General features: G+C 58.2%; 19 protein-coding genes and 1 pseudogene. 8 read left to right on the top strand and 12 right to left on the bottom strand.

The features are described 5' to 3' along the window. Both EIK79_RS18195 and EIK79_RS14010 read left to right on the top strand, forming a co-directional pair. A pseudogene (locus EIK79_RS18195) lies at positions 1 to 1,015 on the top strand (hypothetical protein); the annotation flags it as partial. A gap of 119 nt (positions 1,016 to 1,134) precedes the next feature. Continuing rightward, the gene (locus EIK79_RS14010) at positions 1,135 to 1,284 is read left to right on the top strand and encodes a 50S ribosomal protein L40e (RefSeq protein WP_124955733.1); all 150 of its coding nucleotides are present in this window, start codon (positions 1,135 to 1,137) and stop codon (positions 1,282 to 1,284) included. Between the two features lie 25 nt (positions 1,285 to 1,309). Here EIK79_RS14010 and EIK79_RS14005 read toward each other — a convergent pair whose 3' ends face one another. Next, a complete protein-coding gene (locus EIK79_RS14005) occupies positions 1,310 to 1,837 on the bottom strand; it encodes a DUF367 family protein (protein WP_124955732.1) in 528 nt (175 codons plus the stop codon). A 75-nt stretch (positions 1,838 to 1,912) separates the two neighbouring features. Here EIK79_RS14005 and EIK79_RS14000 point away from each other — a divergent pair, with 75 nt between their 5' ends. Beyond that, positions 1,913 to 2,233 carry a nuclear transport factor 2 family protein gene (locus EIK79_RS14000; protein WP_124955731.1) on the top strand — a complete coding sequence of 107 codons (321 nt, stop codon included), beginning with the start codon at positions 1,913 to 1,915 and terminating at the stop codon, positions 2,231 to 2,233. Between the two features lie 83 nt (positions 2,234 to 2,316). Further along, positions 2,317 to 2,691 carry a winged helix-turn-helix transcriptional regulator gene (locus EIK79_RS13995; RefSeq protein ID WP_124955730.1) on the top strand — a complete coding sequence of 125 codons (375 nt, stop codon included), beginning with the start codon at positions 2,317 to 2,319 and terminating at the stop codon, positions 2,689 to 2,691. Between the two features lie 11 nt (positions 2,692 to 2,702). Here EIK79_RS13995 and glmU read toward each other — a convergent pair whose 3' ends face one another. The 7 genes from glmU to EIK79_RS13960 form a co-directional block, all read right to left on the bottom strand. Continuing rightward, a complete protein-coding gene (glmU, locus tag EIK79_RS13990; RefSeq protein ID WP_124955729.1) occupies positions 2,703 to 3,884 on the bottom strand; it encodes a bifunctional sugar-1-phosphate nucleotidylyltransferase/acetyltransferase in 1,182 nt (393 codons plus the stop codon). A gap of 31 nt (positions 3,885 to 3,915) precedes the next feature. Further along, positions 3,916 to 4,521, bottom strand: coding sequence for a hypothetical protein (locus EIK79_RS13985; protein WP_124955728.1), 606 nt, complete (start codon positions 4,519 to 4,521; stop codon positions 3,916 to 3,918). Positions 4,522 to 4,591: 70 nt separating this feature from the next. Further along, on the bottom strand, positions 4,592 to 6,433 hold the full coding sequence (locus EIK79_RS13980) for an FAD-binding protein (RefSeq protein ID WP_124955727.1): 1,842 nt from the start codon (positions 6,431 to 6,433) through the stop codon (positions 4,592 to 4,594). A 28-nt stretch (positions 6,434 to 6,461) separates the two neighbouring features. Then, the gene (locus tag EIK79_RS13975) at positions 6,462 to 7,337 is read right to left on the bottom strand and encodes a succinate dehydrogenase/fumarate reductase iron-sulfur subunit (protein ID WP_124955726.1); all 876 of its coding nucleotides are present in this window, start codon (positions 7,335 to 7,337) and stop codon (positions 6,462 to 6,464) included. Positions 7,338 to 7,340: 3 nt separating this feature from the next. After that, entirely contained in the window at positions 7,341 to 7,712 is a 372-nt protein-coding gene (locus EIK79_RS13970) for a succinate dehydrogenase hydrophobic membrane anchor subunit (RefSeq protein WP_124955725.1), read from the bottom strand. 1 nt (position 7,713) lies between these two features. Continuing rightward, on the bottom strand, positions 7,714 to 8,106 hold the full coding sequence (gene sdhC, locus EIK79_RS13965) for a succinate dehydrogenase, cytochrome b556 subunit (RefSeq protein ID WP_124955724.1): 393 nt from the start codon (positions 8,104 to 8,106) through the stop codon (positions 7,714 to 7,716). 334 nt (positions 8,107 to 8,440) lie between these two features. Next, positions 8,441 to 8,728, bottom strand: coding sequence for a PadR family transcriptional regulator (locus EIK79_RS13960; RefSeq protein ID WP_124955723.1), 288 nt, complete (start codon positions 8,726 to 8,728; stop codon positions 8,441 to 8,443). Positions 8,729 to 8,937: 209 nt separating this feature from the next. Here EIK79_RS13960 and EIK79_RS13955 point away from each other — a divergent pair, with 209 nt between their 5' ends. Further along, positions 8,938 to 9,204 (top strand): amphi-Trp domain-containing protein, encoded by a 267-nt coding sequence (locus EIK79_RS13955; RefSeq protein ID WP_124955722.1) that lies wholly within the window; start codon positions 8,938 to 8,940, stop codon positions 9,202 to 9,204. A gap of 36 nt (positions 9,205 to 9,240) precedes the next feature. Here the strand turns inward: EIK79_RS13955 and EIK79_RS13950 are convergent, their stop codons facing one another. Both EIK79_RS13950 and EIK79_RS13945 read right to left on the bottom strand, forming a co-directional pair. Then, the gene (locus tag EIK79_RS13950) at positions 9,241 to 9,804 is read right to left on the bottom strand and encodes a hypothetical protein (protein WP_124955721.1); all 564 of its coding nucleotides are present in this window, start codon (positions 9,802 to 9,804) and stop codon (positions 9,241 to 9,243) included. A gap of 152 nt (positions 9,805 to 9,956) precedes the next feature. Beyond that, a complete protein-coding gene (locus tag EIK79_RS13945; RefSeq protein WP_124955720.1) occupies positions 9,957 to 10,967 on the bottom strand; it encodes a WD40/YVTN/BNR-like repeat-containing protein in 1,011 nt (336 codons plus the stop codon). A 174-nt stretch (positions 10,968 to 11,141) separates the two neighbouring features. Here EIK79_RS13945 and EIK79_RS13940 point away from each other — a divergent pair, with 174 nt between their 5' ends. Continuing rightward, positions 11,142 to 11,366 carry a hypothetical protein gene (locus EIK79_RS13940; RefSeq protein WP_124955719.1) on the top strand — a complete coding sequence of 75 codons (225 nt, stop codon included), beginning with the start codon at positions 11,142 to 11,144 and terminating at the stop codon, positions 11,364 to 11,366. 256 nt (positions 11,367 to 11,622) lie between these two features. Here EIK79_RS13940 and EIK79_RS18190 read toward each other — a convergent pair whose 3' ends face one another. Together EIK79_RS18190 and EIK79_RS13935 are read right to left on the bottom strand one after the other, a co-directional pair. Continuing rightward, a complete protein-coding gene (locus tag EIK79_RS18190; protein ID WP_185715646.1) occupies positions 11,623 to 11,769 on the bottom strand; it encodes a hypothetical protein in 147 nt (48 codons plus the stop codon). Between the two features lie 81 nt (positions 11,770 to 11,850). Next, entirely contained in the window at positions 11,851 to 12,210 is a 360-nt protein-coding gene (locus EIK79_RS13935; RefSeq protein ID WP_124955718.1) for a DUF7528 family protein, read from the bottom strand. Positions 12,211 to 12,478: 268 nt separating this feature from the next. Here EIK79_RS13935 and EIK79_RS13930 point away from each other — a divergent pair, with 268 nt between their 5' ends. Continuing rightward, complete coding sequence (locus EIK79_RS13930; RefSeq protein WP_124955717.1) at positions 12,479 to 13,186, top strand: DUF7117 family protein; 708 nt, start codon at positions 12,479 to 12,481, stop codon at positions 13,184 to 13,186. A gap of 51 nt (positions 13,187 to 13,237) precedes the next feature. Then, a complete protein-coding gene (locus EIK79_RS13925; RefSeq protein WP_124955716.1) occupies positions 13,238 to 14,317 on the top strand; it encodes a LeuA family protein in 1,080 nt (359 codons plus the stop codon). Positions 14,318 to 14,350: the final 33 nt, after the last annotated feature.

Below are 14,350 nucleotides of genomic sequence, written 5' to 3'. Positions count from 1 at the left end.
CGACTGGTATGCGTTCGATGTGGAGTCGGGAGAACGAATCTGGACGCATCTCGATCTCGGTGAAAACGATACGACCCTCGACGAAAACACGTCTGCACGACTCGACATCTTCGGACCGTCCGGCGAGAAGGTGAACGACTATCCCCACGACGGGATGGGTCCAGCGTATCGACCAACCGCTGGTGCCCCCATGCAGGCGATCGGTGGGACGATAGCCGAACAGTCAGGGACGTACTACGTTCGGACACAGGGGACGAACATCACCGATTACGATCTCACGGTCGAGACCCAGCGACTCGACGAACACGATCCGAACGAACGGCCAACAACGGCTACGTCGATCGAGTCCGGCGAGACAGTCTCGGCGGTGATGAGTGGTCCCGATCTGGATACGTACGCGATCAATCTCGAAAAAGGCGAGACGATCAACGTGACGGCGAATCACAGCGATTCCACTCTGGTGAACGCCCAACTGCTTCACCCGAACGCGAGTGGTGAGTCTCCAGACGATTTCATCAATGATCACGTCGTGGAATGGGACTACTCCGATTCGTTCACTCACACGGCGAACACGAGTGGAACGTATTTCGTTTGGATCTCTCCTGAAGAGGAGAGCATTGGATCGTTCGATGAAGAAGCTCCATACGACCTGTCCGTTAACGTCTCTGAAGACGGCTCGACGGATGAGGATTCGACGGACGACAACCCAACCGACGAAAACGGTTCTGAGACCGACGACGGACCGACGGAGACCCCTGAGGAGGATAACGCAGCTGATGAAGGTGATTCCACGGAGGATAACGCAGCTGATGAAGGCGATTCTACGGACAACGACGCGACTGAATCGACTCCTGATGAGACCGACCAATCCGATTCGGACGAATCAGCAGACGACGGTGAGACCACCGATGACACCGTCACCGACTCACCGACGAACACGGACAGGACCGACCAGTCCGAATCGGTGGATGATACCAGCGACGCAGAGGACGCCACCGACCAGTCGGAGTGCTAAGCGGTAGACGGCATATCGACATCCTTGCTGGCACTGTTCGGCCCTCCGTTACCAGTGAAACACGCTTTTGCGATTTCAGTCTCGGAAATCCTAAGTAGCCCACTCGATTCACAACGAACATGGCTAGTTTCCCCGAGGCAGAGGATCGACTCCTCGACAAGCAGATCTGCATGCGTTGTAACGCGCGTAATCCAAAGCGCGCTACCAGCTGTCGGAAATGCGGGTACAAGAACCTCAGAACGAAGGCCAAGGAGAACCGCGCGGTCTAAGGCCGTCAACGCTATTTCGTTCCTGCTAAGACGGATCACTACCGGCAGGAGTCGCCTCCGGTTCGGCATCGAGATACTCCTCTTGAATTTTGACGACCGCCTCGGAGTCGGCACACGCAGCATACCGTGCTAATGGCTCCTCGTTCAGTTCGAGGAACGTGTGTCCCCATCGAAACTTAGACAGCAGTCGCTCCGCGTGTTCCCGTTCACCGAGGATACACAGCGCCCCGGCGAACGCCTCGACGGTGTTGAGTTGGAACGGTTGGCCGTAGTTCACCGGATTGGCAGCGACGAGAAACGGGAGCGCCCGAGGGGTGCCCTGTAGTTCGAACGCCGTTTTCTCGGCGCTCTCCCATGAACAATCGAGTGCAACCAGCGCGGTATGGTCCGCGTCGGCCGGCGAAAGCGCGCGATCCGCGAACGGATTTAGAACGATTCCCGGCGGGGTTTCGCGCGCAGACCGGTGTAGCTCCGCGAGATCGAAGCGCGCGAGTTTGCGGGCACTGCATTTCTCGGGATCGTCATCACCCTCGTATCGGACGTGAAGCTCCACACTGATGCTCGTCGATCCATCGCTAAAAACAGATCGACCACGGTTTTCTTGCTGTCACCGGACTTTGCATCCGGTATGGACGCACTCGCTCGTGCGTACTATCGCGCTATCGATGAGGGGGAGTATGAGGCGCTTTCAGCACTGCTCGCCCCCGAATTCACTCACGACCGCCCCGATCGAACGATCGATGGGCGGGAGGCGTTCGTCCAGTTCATGCGTGAGCAACGACCGGAAACCGATACCACCCACGAAATCACCGACGTGTTCCGAAACGAGCACGCGATCGCCGTCCGTGGCAAACTCATCCACGCTGACGGAGAAGAGTGGTTCGAATTCGTCGACGTGTTTTCCGTCGAGGGCGACGCAATCGTCTCGCTGAAAACGTACTCAAGATAGATGGGTGAACGACCAGTTGTATCTCGAAAGCAGGTTCGAATCCGAACCCACATAGGCGTCTGAGCGATAGGGTCTGTAGAGCGATGGAACGAGCCGATACGCGTCACGGATCGACGAAGCAGCTTACCGACGGGATGTGTTACGTTGCTGAATCATTGCAACAGATCGGCTCGGAGTGGCGGCTGATCGTGTTGCACGATCTTCAGGGGAGAGAACAGCGATTCAACGAGTTGAAGCGATCGACTGGCGCGAACTCACGCACCCTGTCCCGCGTTCTCGACGATTTACAGGAGATGGGCTTTGTTACTCGGCGTCTCGAAGAGGACGCGCCCGTTGCGACGTACTACAGCCTGACTGAGAAAGGTGCGTCGTTGTGTCCGGTGTTCGATGCGATCGAACAGTGGGGAAAACAGTGGATCGAGACAACGGCAGAATCTGCTTCCAGCCGAACCGATTGATCGGTGTCGGGCTATGGGTCTCGATGGACCTGTTCACCGGGGAGCGTCGTGGCATCGGGAGCGAGGACGACGCCCGGCGAGAGCGAGGTGTTGACACCGGTTTTAGCGCCGTCGCCCGCGACGATCCCGTACTTTCGACGGCCGGTTGCAACGCGTTCACCTTTGACTGTTTGTTTAATGTCCGCGCCGTCGTGCCGGAGGTTTGCGACCTGTGTGCCGGCACCGAGATTCACGTGCGGTCCGAGGAGGCTATCGCCCACATACGAGAGGTGTGGTACGTTCGCGTCGTGCATGAGGACGCTGTTTTTGATCTCGGCGCCGTTTCCGACGTGACAGTCGGCGCTGATCCGGGTCGCACCGCGAACGTAGGCGTTGGGTCCGACACTTGCACCTGATCGGATCAGTGCCGGTCCCTCGATAACAGTTCCGGCGTCGATCGTTGCGCCCTCCTCCACGACCACGGTCCCCCGAAGTTCCGCGCGCTCGTGGACTTCACCAGCGACGTTCCGATCGAGTCCGTCGAGCTTCCACTCGTTGGCTTCGAGAAGTTCCCACGGTCGACCCACGCCGAGCCACCGGTCGAGTTCGACCGTTCGAACGTTCTGGTGGTCGATGACCCGAGCGAGAACATCTGTGAGTTCGTGTTCACCACGCTCGCTTTTGGGAACGTCGAGCCACTCGCGTGCGTCAGCAGGAAAAACGTACGCGCCTGCGTTCACGAGATCACTGGGTGGCTCCGTGGGTTTTTCGACGATCTCCGTGATGTACTCGCCGTCCATCGAGAGCACACCGTAGTTGCTCGGATTGTTGACCCGGACGGACGCGACCGCTGGACCGGCTGAAAACAGTTCGACCATGCTGTCCAGATCGTACAGGTCGTCGCCGTTGAGCACCGCGAATGGACCGGTAATGTGTTCTTTTGCCGCTCGAACAGCGTGGGCGGTGCCGAGCTGTTCGTCTTGTGTGGCGTAGTTGATGGGTACGCCGCCGTAACGGTCACCGAAATATGATTTGACGGTGTCTCCCTCATAGCCCACGACGAACACCAGTTCGTCGGCACCAGCGTCGATAGCTGCGTCCGCCGTGTGTGCCACGAGCGGCCGGTCACCGACGGGTAACATCGGTTTGGGCGTCGAGTGGGTCAACGGACGCATCCGCGTCCCCTCTCCTGCTGCGAGGATGATTACCTGCATACCGGGATTCGGGACCCCCGCCGGGATATGCCTACTGTTCTGTGCTACTCGTTTCGAGTGTGAAGGAGGCTTGGAGTTCAATCTGGACGGCCGGCTCGGCGTCGAAGTGGCCAGTGAGAACGAATTTGTGGGTGCCGCTGGGGAGAGCAGTGAACACGTGCGTCGTTGTATCGGCTCGGGGCGTTGGGTGGGGTTGTGGACTCAACGCCCACGTGTGATCGTCACCGGGAACGACCGTCATTTCGTCTGCCGTTCCCTCGCCTACCGCGTATAGCTCCCATTCATCCTGTGTCTGACGTGCAATATGCCAACCATCGGGGCGAAACACGAACGCCCGCTTCGTTCGGTTGTGCAGCGTGAAAAGAAACGACGTGATTTCACCCGTATCGGTGCTGACGGTGAACGTCTCCGATTCTGATTCAACAGATACCATCTCAGCCAACTCCGCAGTGCCCCGCTGGCAGACGACCCGATCGGTGTCCGATACGATCGGCTCACACCCACGAGAACCCTCCGTGGTCGTCTCCCTGTCGGGGGTCCCGCTTTGGGAGTGTCCCGTTACAGCGGAGAGACAACCGCTCAGCGTGCAAACCCCGCCAGAGAGTGAAACCGTCCGAAGAAAGTTCCGCCGCTTCATATGTCAACTCAAATTTATATACATATATGTCTTTTGGCAAAGAGAGCTGAACGACTGGTGATGGAACTACTCAGTAGCTCCTCACTTTCGGCTCGTACTTCTTCGACTCTCCTTCGAGAAGCACGTCCGTGTAGTACAGTTCCGGAGCGCCGTCGTTCCACGCGACCATCGTGTGCTTGAGCCACTCCTCGTCTTTGCGTTCCTGATGGCTTTGACGCCAGTGTGCGCCACGGAACTCGGTTCGTGCGAGCGCACCGAGCGTGAGCACTTCTGCCTGATCGATGAGGTTGCGCGTCTCGATGGTGTGCATGAGATCGGTGTTGAATGTGCGAGACGGATCGCTCACACCCACCTCTTGGTACCGTTCTCGACACGCCCGGATGTCCTTGAGTGCCTGTTTGAGACCAGCTTCGTTGCGGAAGACGTTCACGTTTTCCGTCATCGTCTCCTGAAGATCGGACCGAACGTCGGCGTGGTTGATTCCATCCGTCTCCATCAAGGTCTCGACGCGCTCTCGTTGTTGTTCAAGCGCACGGTTGACGACTTCTTTGGGTGATCCACTGTGTAGTTCGCCGCCGTCAGCGACAGCGTCGTCGCTCCCCGTTTCGACACGACCCAGTTCGGTAGGTACGTCGATATCGGCAGTCTCGATCCGTGCGGAAGAACCAGTTTCGATCTGTGCGCCGGCACCGTCCTCGCTAGCGGCGTGACGACCCGCACGCGCACCGAACACGATGAGTTCGGGTAGCGCGTTGCCACCGAGTCGATTCGCGCCATGGACGCTCACGCAGGCACACTCACCCGCGGCGTACAACCCGTCGATGCAGGTCTCGCCGTTTTCGTCGGTTTCGATACCGCCCATCGCGTAGTGTTGTCCCGGTTTGACCGGCATCGGTTCTTCGAGCGGGTCGACGCCCTCGAAGTCGGTTGCGAGGTGGATGATGTTTTCCAACCGGTCCGTGATTCGCTCTTCACCCAGATGGCGCATGTCGAGGTGGACCGCGTCGTTCTCGTATCCACGACCCTCGTTGACTTCCGTCACTTCTGCGCGCGCAACGACATCACGACTAGCGAGTTCGCCGTCGTTGTTGGCGTACCCATACTCGAACATGAACCGCTCGCCGTTGCTATTGTACAGGATCCCACCCTCGCCCCGAACGCCCTCACTGATCAACACGCCTGTGGAGGGAAGTGTCGTGGGGTGGAACTGCACGAACTCCATATCCTGCAGCGGCACGCCCGCCCGGTAGGCCATTGCCTGTCCGTCGCCCGTCTGTGCGACCGCGTTGGTCGTGTGGGCGTACATCTGGCCGGGACCGCCGGTTGCGATGACGACACCGTTGTTGGCGACGAACCCGTTCAGCTGGCCCGTCTTGATGTCGTAGCCGATACAACCCTGACACACCCGGTCTTCGGGGTCCTCGTGATCCGTCACCGCCAGATCAGTCACGTACTGCTCGTCGTACACCTGGATCCCGCGTTTCACCACCTGCTCGTACATCGTGTGCAGGAGGTGGTGACCGGTCTCTGCGCCTGCGTACGTCGTCCGCGGGAACGACAACCCGCCGAACGGACGCTGGGACACCCGTCCGTCGTCTTCACGCGAGAACGCCATCCCCCAGTGTTCGAGCTGGATCGTCTCCTCGGGACTGTCTTGACAGAGTGTTTCGACCGCCGGAGCGTCCCCGAGGTAGTCCGACCCTTTCATCGTGTCGTAGGCATGGTCTTCCCACGAGTCACCATCACGGAGCGCCGCGTTGATGCCGCCCTCCGCTGCGCCCGTGTGGCTCCGAACGGGATGTAACTTCGTCACCAATGCCACGTCTGCACCCGCTTCGTTGGCAGCGATCGCCGCCCGCAGGCCGGCACCACCCGCGCCGACGACGATCACATCGTGTTCGTGTAGTGTCATTATTATGTTGTGACTGTATCGGTCTGGATTACCAGAACTTGAGGTTGTTTTTCACGGCTTCTCGTTTGAGTTCCTGAATGTGCTCCGTGAGTGGGATGTCTTTCGGACAGACGTTCGTACAGGAGAACTGGGTTTGACACCGCCACACTCCTTGCTCCTCTTCGATCGTTTCGAGTCGTTGCTGTTTGAGGTCCTCGCCTTCGCGCTCGTCCATCACGAAGCGATAGGCTTTGTTGATGGCTGCTGGTCCGAGGTAGTTGCCGCCGGCCGCGATGTTACAAGAGGACATACACGCGCCACACCAGATACAGCGCGTGCTCATCTTGATCTTCTCCCTGTTTTCACGGTCTTGGCGCTGTTCGTCGAGACCTGATGGGAGATCTTCCTCTTGGAAGTACGGCTCGACTGTGTCCATCTGATCGTAGAAATGTTCCATGTCGACGACGAGATCCTTCACCACCTCTTGGTGAGGCAGTGGTTCGACACGCACCGGCTGGTCGAGCTCGTCGATCTGTGTCTGACAGCCCAACCGCTGTGAGCCGTTGATAAACAGCGCGTCTGAGCCACAGATCGCTTGTCGACAGGAGTGGCGGAACGTGAGCGACGAATCGTAATGATCGCGCGAGTAGATGAGCGCGTCCAGCACAGTCATTCCCTTTTTCGCGGGAACGTGGAAGTCGTCGAACCGTGGCTCCTGTTTGTCTTTGACCTCAGGATCGTATCGGAACACCTTGAGGTGAACCGTCTCCTCGTCCGTTTCGGTCGAACTGTCGGCCTGTTCCCGTTGGTCGTTGCTCGCGCGCTTTTTCTCAAGGCGGCGTTGTTGGGCCGCCGGTCTGTCGGTCGTCTGTTGGTCGGTGCCAGCTTGTGCTTCGGATTCGGATTCTGAAACGTGTGTGCTCATGATTCAAATGAGTTGTCCGCCAGTCATCGCCCACGCAACACGAATACCTTGAGCGATGAGTAGGAGGCTCACGATGATAAGTCCGTACTTGACGATCGTCCGGGGGGTTCCCTCGATACCCTGATTGACGAGGGCGTTGTACACGCCGTTGACGCCGTGGAACGTTCCGGCGATCAGGAACGACACCATCGTTATGAAATACCCCGGCTGACTCATCCGTGCAGTGGTGCCTGCGAGGGTGATTTCGTACGCGTGGTGCACGAAGTGCAACAGCATGAAGTGAAACGCCAACACGCCCACGAGGAACACCGCTGTCACTCGCTGGAGTAGCCATCGAGTGTCGTCCCGCGAGAAGGACGTGTAATGTTCTGCCATCTCAGAACGCACCTCCGAGGAACGTCGGGATGCTTGCGACGGCGATCGCGCCTGTAAGGATCAACGACGCATAGAAGCTCTTGTCCTGGGCGTCCAATCCTAACCCGAGATCGACGAACAACAGTCGGACGCCGTTGAGGATGTGGAACACGGCCACTGCCAGCAGTCCCACCTCCATAAACCGGACGATGAGCAGCGCTTCGAGTCCTTGGAGCGTGCCGTTGTACATCGATGCGCCCTCGATAGCGGTACTGAGTACGGCGATATGTGTGAACAGGTAGCCGATGAGGACCCAGCCGGTGAATTTGTGGAACACCCACGCCCACATCCCGGCAGAGAACTCCGTCCACCGCCCGAAGTTCTCGACGAGCCCCCGATCGTACGACTGACTCATGTGTACCTCGGGATTTGAACCGGCCAGTATAGTAGTTTGTGAACTATCGACCGTGTGCCACCCCACTCTGTCGGCGGGCATCGATTACAACAATCTGTGTACTGCCGTCGTGAACTGCGCACACTGCCGTGGTTTCTGTAGACGTTCCACTGCTCTGCACCCATTTCACCCCTTGACAACTGAACGTCCGTTACCGCGTTGATGTCGATCGGAGCAGTGTGATCCCGACAATGAGTCAAAAAATGGCCCCCCAGTTCCGTGGTGCGGAGCGATCCGAGATGATCGAGTTGCTGTACGAACGCCAACCACTCCGGATAGGCACGATCGAGACTAGTTACGCCTCGACTTCGAGGCTGATATACTGGGCTTCCCAGTCGTTACGAGCGTCGATCTCGCGTTGTCCCCGACGCGTGAGTGTGTAGTAGTTCGTCCGCCGGTCGCGTTGTCCCTTCTCGACTAACCCTTTCTCCACAAGCGTGTCTAGATTCGGATACAGCCGACCGTGGTGGATTTCCTTTTCGTAGTACTCTTCGAGTTCGTCCTTAATCGCTAGTCCGTGTGGATCGTCGCTACCAGCAATGACGTACAGTAGATCCCGTTGGAAACCGGTCAAATCGTGCATGACTGTATACTTCCGGATATTACCGATTCAACAGCATAAACGTGTCGGTCGATCTTGACCGCGAGTCGACTGAGTGTGGACCCGACACGCTCGATATCACGATGACAGCTGCCTGCGAGGTTACTAAACAGACAGTATTAAATATATCGTTTATTTTTCCTGTTCTAGGATACCGACTAATTTATATATTGATGCGATGAAGGAAGAATATGGAAGAGACACTGTTCGTTACCGAGCGTCGCCAAAGCAGAACGGAAATCGCGTCGCATCTGCGTTCGGTCGCTGACAAACTAGACTCGGGGGAGGCGTTGACCTTATCCAATGGAGAGGAATCAGTAACGCTGGACGTTCCAGAACAAGCGGAGTTCGAAATCGAAGTTGAGCGGGAAACCGGCGACGGTGAACCGGAACTGAGCCTCGAATTCGAGATCGAATGGAGTGAGACGGGAAAAAGCAGCGGTTTCGTGATTGAGTAGTCGACTCCACGCACGGTCTGGCTGCCGTTGCGAAGGTCAGCCAGTGGGACCGATCTCCGTCACCGTGATGATATCGACATCAGCGGTCGGATCGGTGTCAGCCGTGACATCGCCGCGAAGTTCGGTAACGACATCGACTGCTGCGTGCGGTTCAGCAGAAATAGCGGCTGTCGCAGTCGACTCTACGAGAAGTACACCCGACGCATTCGGACAAACCGTTGCGTTTAGTTGTGTCTTACCACGCACGCGAATCTCGGCCATTGCCGATACCTCGATCGTGGCCGCAACCACATCGACGTTCCTGAGTGTAATCTCGAACGCCCCGCTGATCGCAGGATTGATTTCAATGTCTGCCGTCGGCTGGAGTGTCACACTGATCTCGTTGTCGGCGTTGACTGTCATCGTCGCGTCAGAGTCGATGTCGGCCGACCGTTCGATGTCAATGTCGGCCGTCCCCTTGACCGTGAGGATGACGCTCCGTTCAGCCTCGGCACTGGCTGCCGCTGCGCCGGTCGATCCCACAGCGATGGTGCCGATGGCCGACCCACCGATCGTTTTCAGAACCGTTCGTCGTGACAACGACACATCCGTTACTGTCATAATATTACCTATGGCAAGGGACGTATTCTTCAGTCGGAATTCACATCAATACCGAGAGTACAGCCCATACACCCGGGCTTGTCACTGAGTGCTGTCCCTCTACCACACATAATTTACTGGATGTGTATAAACATCACTCCACCTGTTGAGAGTTATTGAAGTCGTTCGTAGGAACAGATCGGTGTGTACCGTCCGGTAAGCGGTCCACGAACGGGAAATTCTCCGAGGTTGTGCCACGAACCGCGGTGGACGAACAGATGCCCCCGGTGGGTTGCGATGAGGAGGTCATCGTCGACGGCAGTCATGCCGGTGACCATTTCGTCCACTGGTGGAATTGGTATCGTGTCGAGCGATCCGCTCTGCGAACACGAAAACAGCGCCGGATCGGCATCAGGATCGTTCCACGTCGAGGAATTTGACAGCGCACCGGCTGCGTAGACGGTATCACCGAGAGCGAACACACACCGGAAGTACGACTGTGGGACGGACTGATCGAGCCGCTTCCACGTTTGGCCGGCGTCCCGCGTCCGGAAGAGTCCGTGGCCGGTAGCAGCGAAATACTCCGCAGGCCCGACGACGCGGAGTTCATGAACATCGTCGTCCACCCCGTTCGACCGTTGTGTCCACGTAACTCCGCCGTCGTCACCAGAACGCCTGTGTTCTGGTTGGCTCACCAGTGCTTCAGCATCGTGCACGTCAGCAACGTGCACCCCACCCACCTCGACGCCGGCGACGATTCGGTTCGAATGGGCGGGATCGGTGTGGAGATCTCGGACGTGGGCACGGTCGTTGTGACGGGGAAGCCGCCACTCCTCGCGCGAGGGAAGAGTCTGAAAGCCCCACAGCTCAGTCCATGGAATAGACGTTCCATCGAGTGCCCCGATCGGTGCCGTGTACACGTGAGCAGGACTCGTACCGGCGTACAGTTGAGTGCCGTCGGCACTGACACAGACGGCGTACGTCTGGTCGCGGGGAACGTCGAGGTTCGTCCATTCCGTGCCGTTCATCGACCGATACAGTCCGGTTTGCGTGGCTGCGAACAGTCCTGCGTCCCCAAACTGTCGGAGTCGCATCACTCGCCCGGCCGAAAGAACTCGCGTCGATTCCGATGGTTCGTCGATCCGGGTACGATACACCCCGTCGTCGCTGCCGATAAAGAGCATGTGAACACGATGGGTAGAAGAGAGAATAAGTGATTCTGAAGCCGTGTTTTATCCGATAGTTGTGAGAACAAGTGTGTCGTTTCCTGCGTCTGTCGAGGTGAACTGGATATCCCGATGAGGAGAACGTGGACGCTTGACCGTAGTTATTTTATTGATAACCTCGATATATGTCACATGTCGCTGTTCATGCTTCCTGACCATTTACTGAACAAGCGTCGCGGGATCGAAATATTCTCCATCGTCGTGTTCGGTTACGCGCTCATTCGAGGGCAGTTCCTGCTCGGTATGGTAGCTGTGGGTGGTGTCTGGCTGGTGTACTTCTTGTGGCGACTGTTGTTCGCTGTGGAGACGATTGCCGACGCGCTACAACGCATCGCGCGTCACCAAGCAGAAAACTGAGTGATCGACTGATCAGAGATAACGCTCCAATGATGTGATTGTGAGTAGAAAGGAAAGCAGCCCAGCCGGGGTGAAAACGCCCGGCAAGGCATGCCGCCCTGAATTGGTCCCCGCTGACGCTTCGGCCCTCCAAGCGAAGCGTCAATCCAACCAAGTGGCTTCATTGGCATAAACTTACCGGGTCAGAAAGTCCGTTTGTCGTGGTAGCAATGACCGTGGCTCCGTTCTTGACGGTGCATCAGCACGGAACAGAATATCACATGTGTTCTTCTTCGAGAACCCACCCGATAGCGCGACGATAGTACGTAAACATCTGACGGACGCCTTCGTGACGCATCTCCTCGTCGTCGAGTTCCTCTTTGAGAAACTCATACTGGTCTCGGATCTCCTCTTCGCTTCGCATGGCTGTGAGAACTGTCGCGCACAGCAAAAGAGTATGGACTCGACACCGCGCTGGCGGGAGTCACGCGCCAGAACAGTCGTTTCAGGACGTTGGGACTGCTTTCCGCGCCGTGAGCGGCTGTCGGCACACCAACGCACAGTCGAACGCCGGCTGTTCGGTGAAGTGACGGACGAGCATGTGTCGACGACCGCCAGTTAGTCCGGAGTGCTCGACATCCTCGGCGGTGAACTCTGAGGGGAGCCGCTCGTACAGTTCAGCAAGCGCCGCGAACGAATCGAACACTTTTCGGTGGCCCGATGAGTCCGCACGCCGGCGAGCAACGACGTACGAGCCATCCGGACGGTGTTCACAGACCGTGTGAGTGAACGTCTCGGTGTGATGCAGCGCCTCGTCCAGCGCAGCATGAAGCTCCCGTGCCTGAGCGGGCGTCAGGACGTGCATCGTCCCTGATAGTTCGAGACGAACTTCGTCTTTTTCGCGTTCGACCGATCCGTTCTCTGTTCGTCGTGATGTGATCGGCTGCGTCCGTTCAGTGCTGGAGAATTTCTCGATCAGCCACGTTGCCGTGACTTCCTCTATCCTCGTCTGTGGACGCCGATGGGTTCGACGACATCGTATCTAATGATAGGTGTACGACGTGTAATACCTGTTGGTCGGCTCAATCGGCTGAGCCACCCGGTTTTTTGCCCTCGACCGATTAATGTCGTGCATGAAAATCCGAGGCCAACGCGAGTGTCGGGAGTGTGGGACACAGTGGTCGTACTACGAGACCGGCGCGGTGTCCTGTCCGAACTGTGATAGCCTTCGGAGCCGAGGTCTTGACGAACGGACTGAACACACTGACGCACCCGCTGCGCTTGATCTCTCGCCAGCGCGGTCGTTGGTTGAGGAGGAAGGACTGTCGGAAGCGTTGGAGGACGCCACTGAGCGGTGTCGGACGTACATCACCCACATCGGCTTCATCCACGCGGGAGAACTAACACCGTTGTCGGAGACGTATCTCGCGGCGACCGAACTCGTCTACAGCGCTCGTGAGCTGCGGCGGTCAATGCGGATCGACGACGATACAGAGCTGTATCTGCTCTCGTTGCTCAGTGGCGCAGACGAGGGTGACCGTCCCGATCCAGACTCCGTCCCACACTCGATGCGGACAGCCCGTGGATTGGCGTGTGCAGGGGCTGTCGACGACTACCGGCGAGCGTTCAGCTGGTATCTCGACGAGCATCCCGACCAGCAGGCGACGGCGGTCCTTCAGACGGTTTCGGAACACGCCCGCCGAATCGAGGCGCTCGACGGCGATGTCGATCCTGTGATGGCTGAACAGCTGGTTAGTGCCGTCCGAGACCTCCGGAGGTACGTCTGTACGGGGACCGAAACGCTCTCGGCGGCTCGGTCACGCCTCGATGGTTTGCAATGAGTTCGGATTCGATCCAAAACCGTATTGAAACGCCCCGGCACGAGGATTCGTATGCGATTATGTGACGTAACGCTCCGGGAGGCAACCCAGATGCCGGGGCGAGAGTACACTGTCGAGCAGACGATCGCGGCGGGGAAAGCACTCGACGCGCTGTCATTGTCGCTCATTCAGGCCGGCTTTCCGGCGACAGGCAACCACGACGCGACAGTTACACAGCGGCTTGCTGAAACGCTCGAAACCGACGTGGGTGCGATCGCTCGGGCGCGGGATGCCGACGTAGACGCCGCACTCGATGCGGACGCCGATGTAATCGAGGTGTTCGTTCCCGTATCCGATCGACAACTTCAGGCAGTACTTGGGGCCTCCAGACAGGAGGCGTTCGAATCCGCCAGCGAGGCGATCGATCGCGTCCGCGATGGCGATGCCCGCCCGCATCTCACGCTGCTGGACGCGTTTCGTACCGACGCGGGTGATATCGCACCGGCGTTTGATCGGTTCGACGTGCCGATCACGCTCGCTGATACGGTCGGTGCGCGCACACCATCGTTCGTTGCTGGCTATCTGCGATCACTAGCCGAGCTGGACGTTTCACTCGATCGTGTCGGCGTTCACTTCCACGACGATCTCGGTGTCGCCACCGCGAACGCACTCGTCGCTACCCGTCTCGGTGTCGATCGAGTGGATGTGAGTGTTGCGTCGTTGGGCGAACGCGCGGGCAATCCTGCGCTTGAGGAGGTCGCCGTCGCGCTCGAAACAGCCGGCCACGAAACTGGTCTTGCGCGCGAGCAGCTTATTCCGACGTGTCGGACGGTGCTCGATGCGCTCGATGAATCAGTCGATCCACGCACGCCGATCATCGGAGAGGCGGTTACGGCACACGAGTCCGGACTACACACGACGGCGATGCTCGACGATCCTGCGACCTTCGAGCCGTACGATCCTGAGACGTTCGGCGGCAAGCGACGCCTCCTGTTCGGCGCACACACCGGACGAGGTGGGGCTGAGCGGCTGCTCGAACAAGCAGATAGAAACCCGACGGAGGAACGAACTGACGCGCTGCTCGACCGACTTACGGAGAGTGAAGCGCCGGTCGAGTTGGACGAAGCGGTAGCGATGGCAGAGCAACTGTAGCCACGAAATTCTCGTGTGGTGAGCGTCGAGAAA

Origin of the sequence: Halocatena pleomorpha (assembly GCF_003862495.1) — an archaeon.
Classification (GTDB): Archaea; Halobacteriota; Halobacteria; order Halobacteriales; family Haloarculaceae; genus Halocatena; species Halocatena pleomorpha.
This window is presented reverse-complemented; position numbering and strand designations above follow the sequence as displayed.

Bases quoted from the DNA above. Each gene is read 5' to 3' on its own strand.
- EIK79_RS14010 (WP_124955733.1), top strand. From the start codon at position 1,135: ATGGCTAGTTTCCCCGAGGCAGAGGATCGACTCCTCGACAAGCAGATC.
- EIK79_RS13970 (WP_124955725.1), bottom strand. From the start codon at position 7,712: ATGGCAGAACATTACACGTCCTTCTCGCGGGACGACACTCGATGGCTA.
- EIK79_RS13950 (WP_124955721.1), bottom strand. From the start codon at position 9,804: ATGACAGTAACGGATGTGTCGTTGTCACGACGAACGGTTCTGAAAACG.
- EIK79_RS13955 (WP_124955722.1), top strand. From the start codon at position 8,938: ATGGAAGAGACACTGTTCGTTACCGAGCGTCGCCAAAGCAGAACGGAA.
- EIK79_RS13930 (WP_124955717.1), top strand. From the start codon at position 12,479: ATGAAAATCCGAGGCCAACGCGAGTGTCGGGAGTGTGGGACACAGTGG.
- EIK79_RS13960 (WP_124955723.1), bottom strand. From the start codon at position 8,728: ATGCACGATTTGACCGGTTTCCAACGGGATCTACTGTACGTCATTGCT.
- EIK79_RS13980 (WP_124955727.1), bottom strand. From the start codon at position 6,433: ATGACACTACACGAACACGATGTGATCGTCGTCGGCGCGGGTGGTGCC.
- EIK79_RS14000 (WP_124955731.1), top strand. From the start codon at position 1,913: ATGGACGCACTCGCTCGTGCGTACTATCGCGCTATCGATGAGGGGGAG.
- EIK79_RS13985 (WP_124955728.1), bottom strand. From the start codon at position 4,521: ATGAAGCGGCGGAACTTTCTTCGGACGGTTTCACTCTCTGGCGGGGTT.
- EIK79_RS13975 (WP_124955726.1), bottom strand. From the start codon at position 7,337: ATGAGCACACACGTTTCAGAATCCGAATCCGAAGCACAAGCTGGCACC.
- EIK79_RS13945 (WP_124955720.1), bottom strand. From the start codon at position 10,967: ATGCTCTTTATCGGCAGCGACGACGGGGTGTATCGTACCCGGATCGAC.
- EIK79_RS13995 (WP_124955730.1), top strand. From the start codon at position 2,317: ATGGAACGAGCCGATACGCGTCACGGATCGACGAAGCAGCTTACCGAC.
- EIK79_RS18190 (WP_185715646.1), bottom strand. From the start codon at position 11,769: ATGCGAAGCGAAGAGGAGATCCGAGACCAGTATGAGTTTCTCAAAGAG.
- sdhC (WP_124955724.1), bottom strand. From the start codon at position 8,106: ATGAGTCAGTCGTACGATCGGGGGCTCGTCGAGAACTTCGGGCGGTGG.
- EIK79_RS13925 (WP_124955716.1), top strand. From the start codon at position 13,238: ATGCGATTATGTGACGTAACGCTCCGGGAGGCAACCCAGATGCCGGGG.
- EIK79_RS13940 (WP_124955719.1), top strand. From the start codon at position 11,142: ATGTCGCTGTTCATGCTTCCTGACCATTTACTGAACAAGCGTCGCGGG.
- glmU (WP_124955729.1), bottom strand. From the start codon at position 3,884: ATGCAGGTAATCATCCTCGCAGCAGGAGAGGGGACGCGGATGCGTCCG.
- EIK79_RS13935 (WP_124955718.1), bottom strand. From the start codon at position 12,210: ATGCACGTCCTGACGCCCGCTCAGGCACGGGAGCTTCATGCTGCGCTG.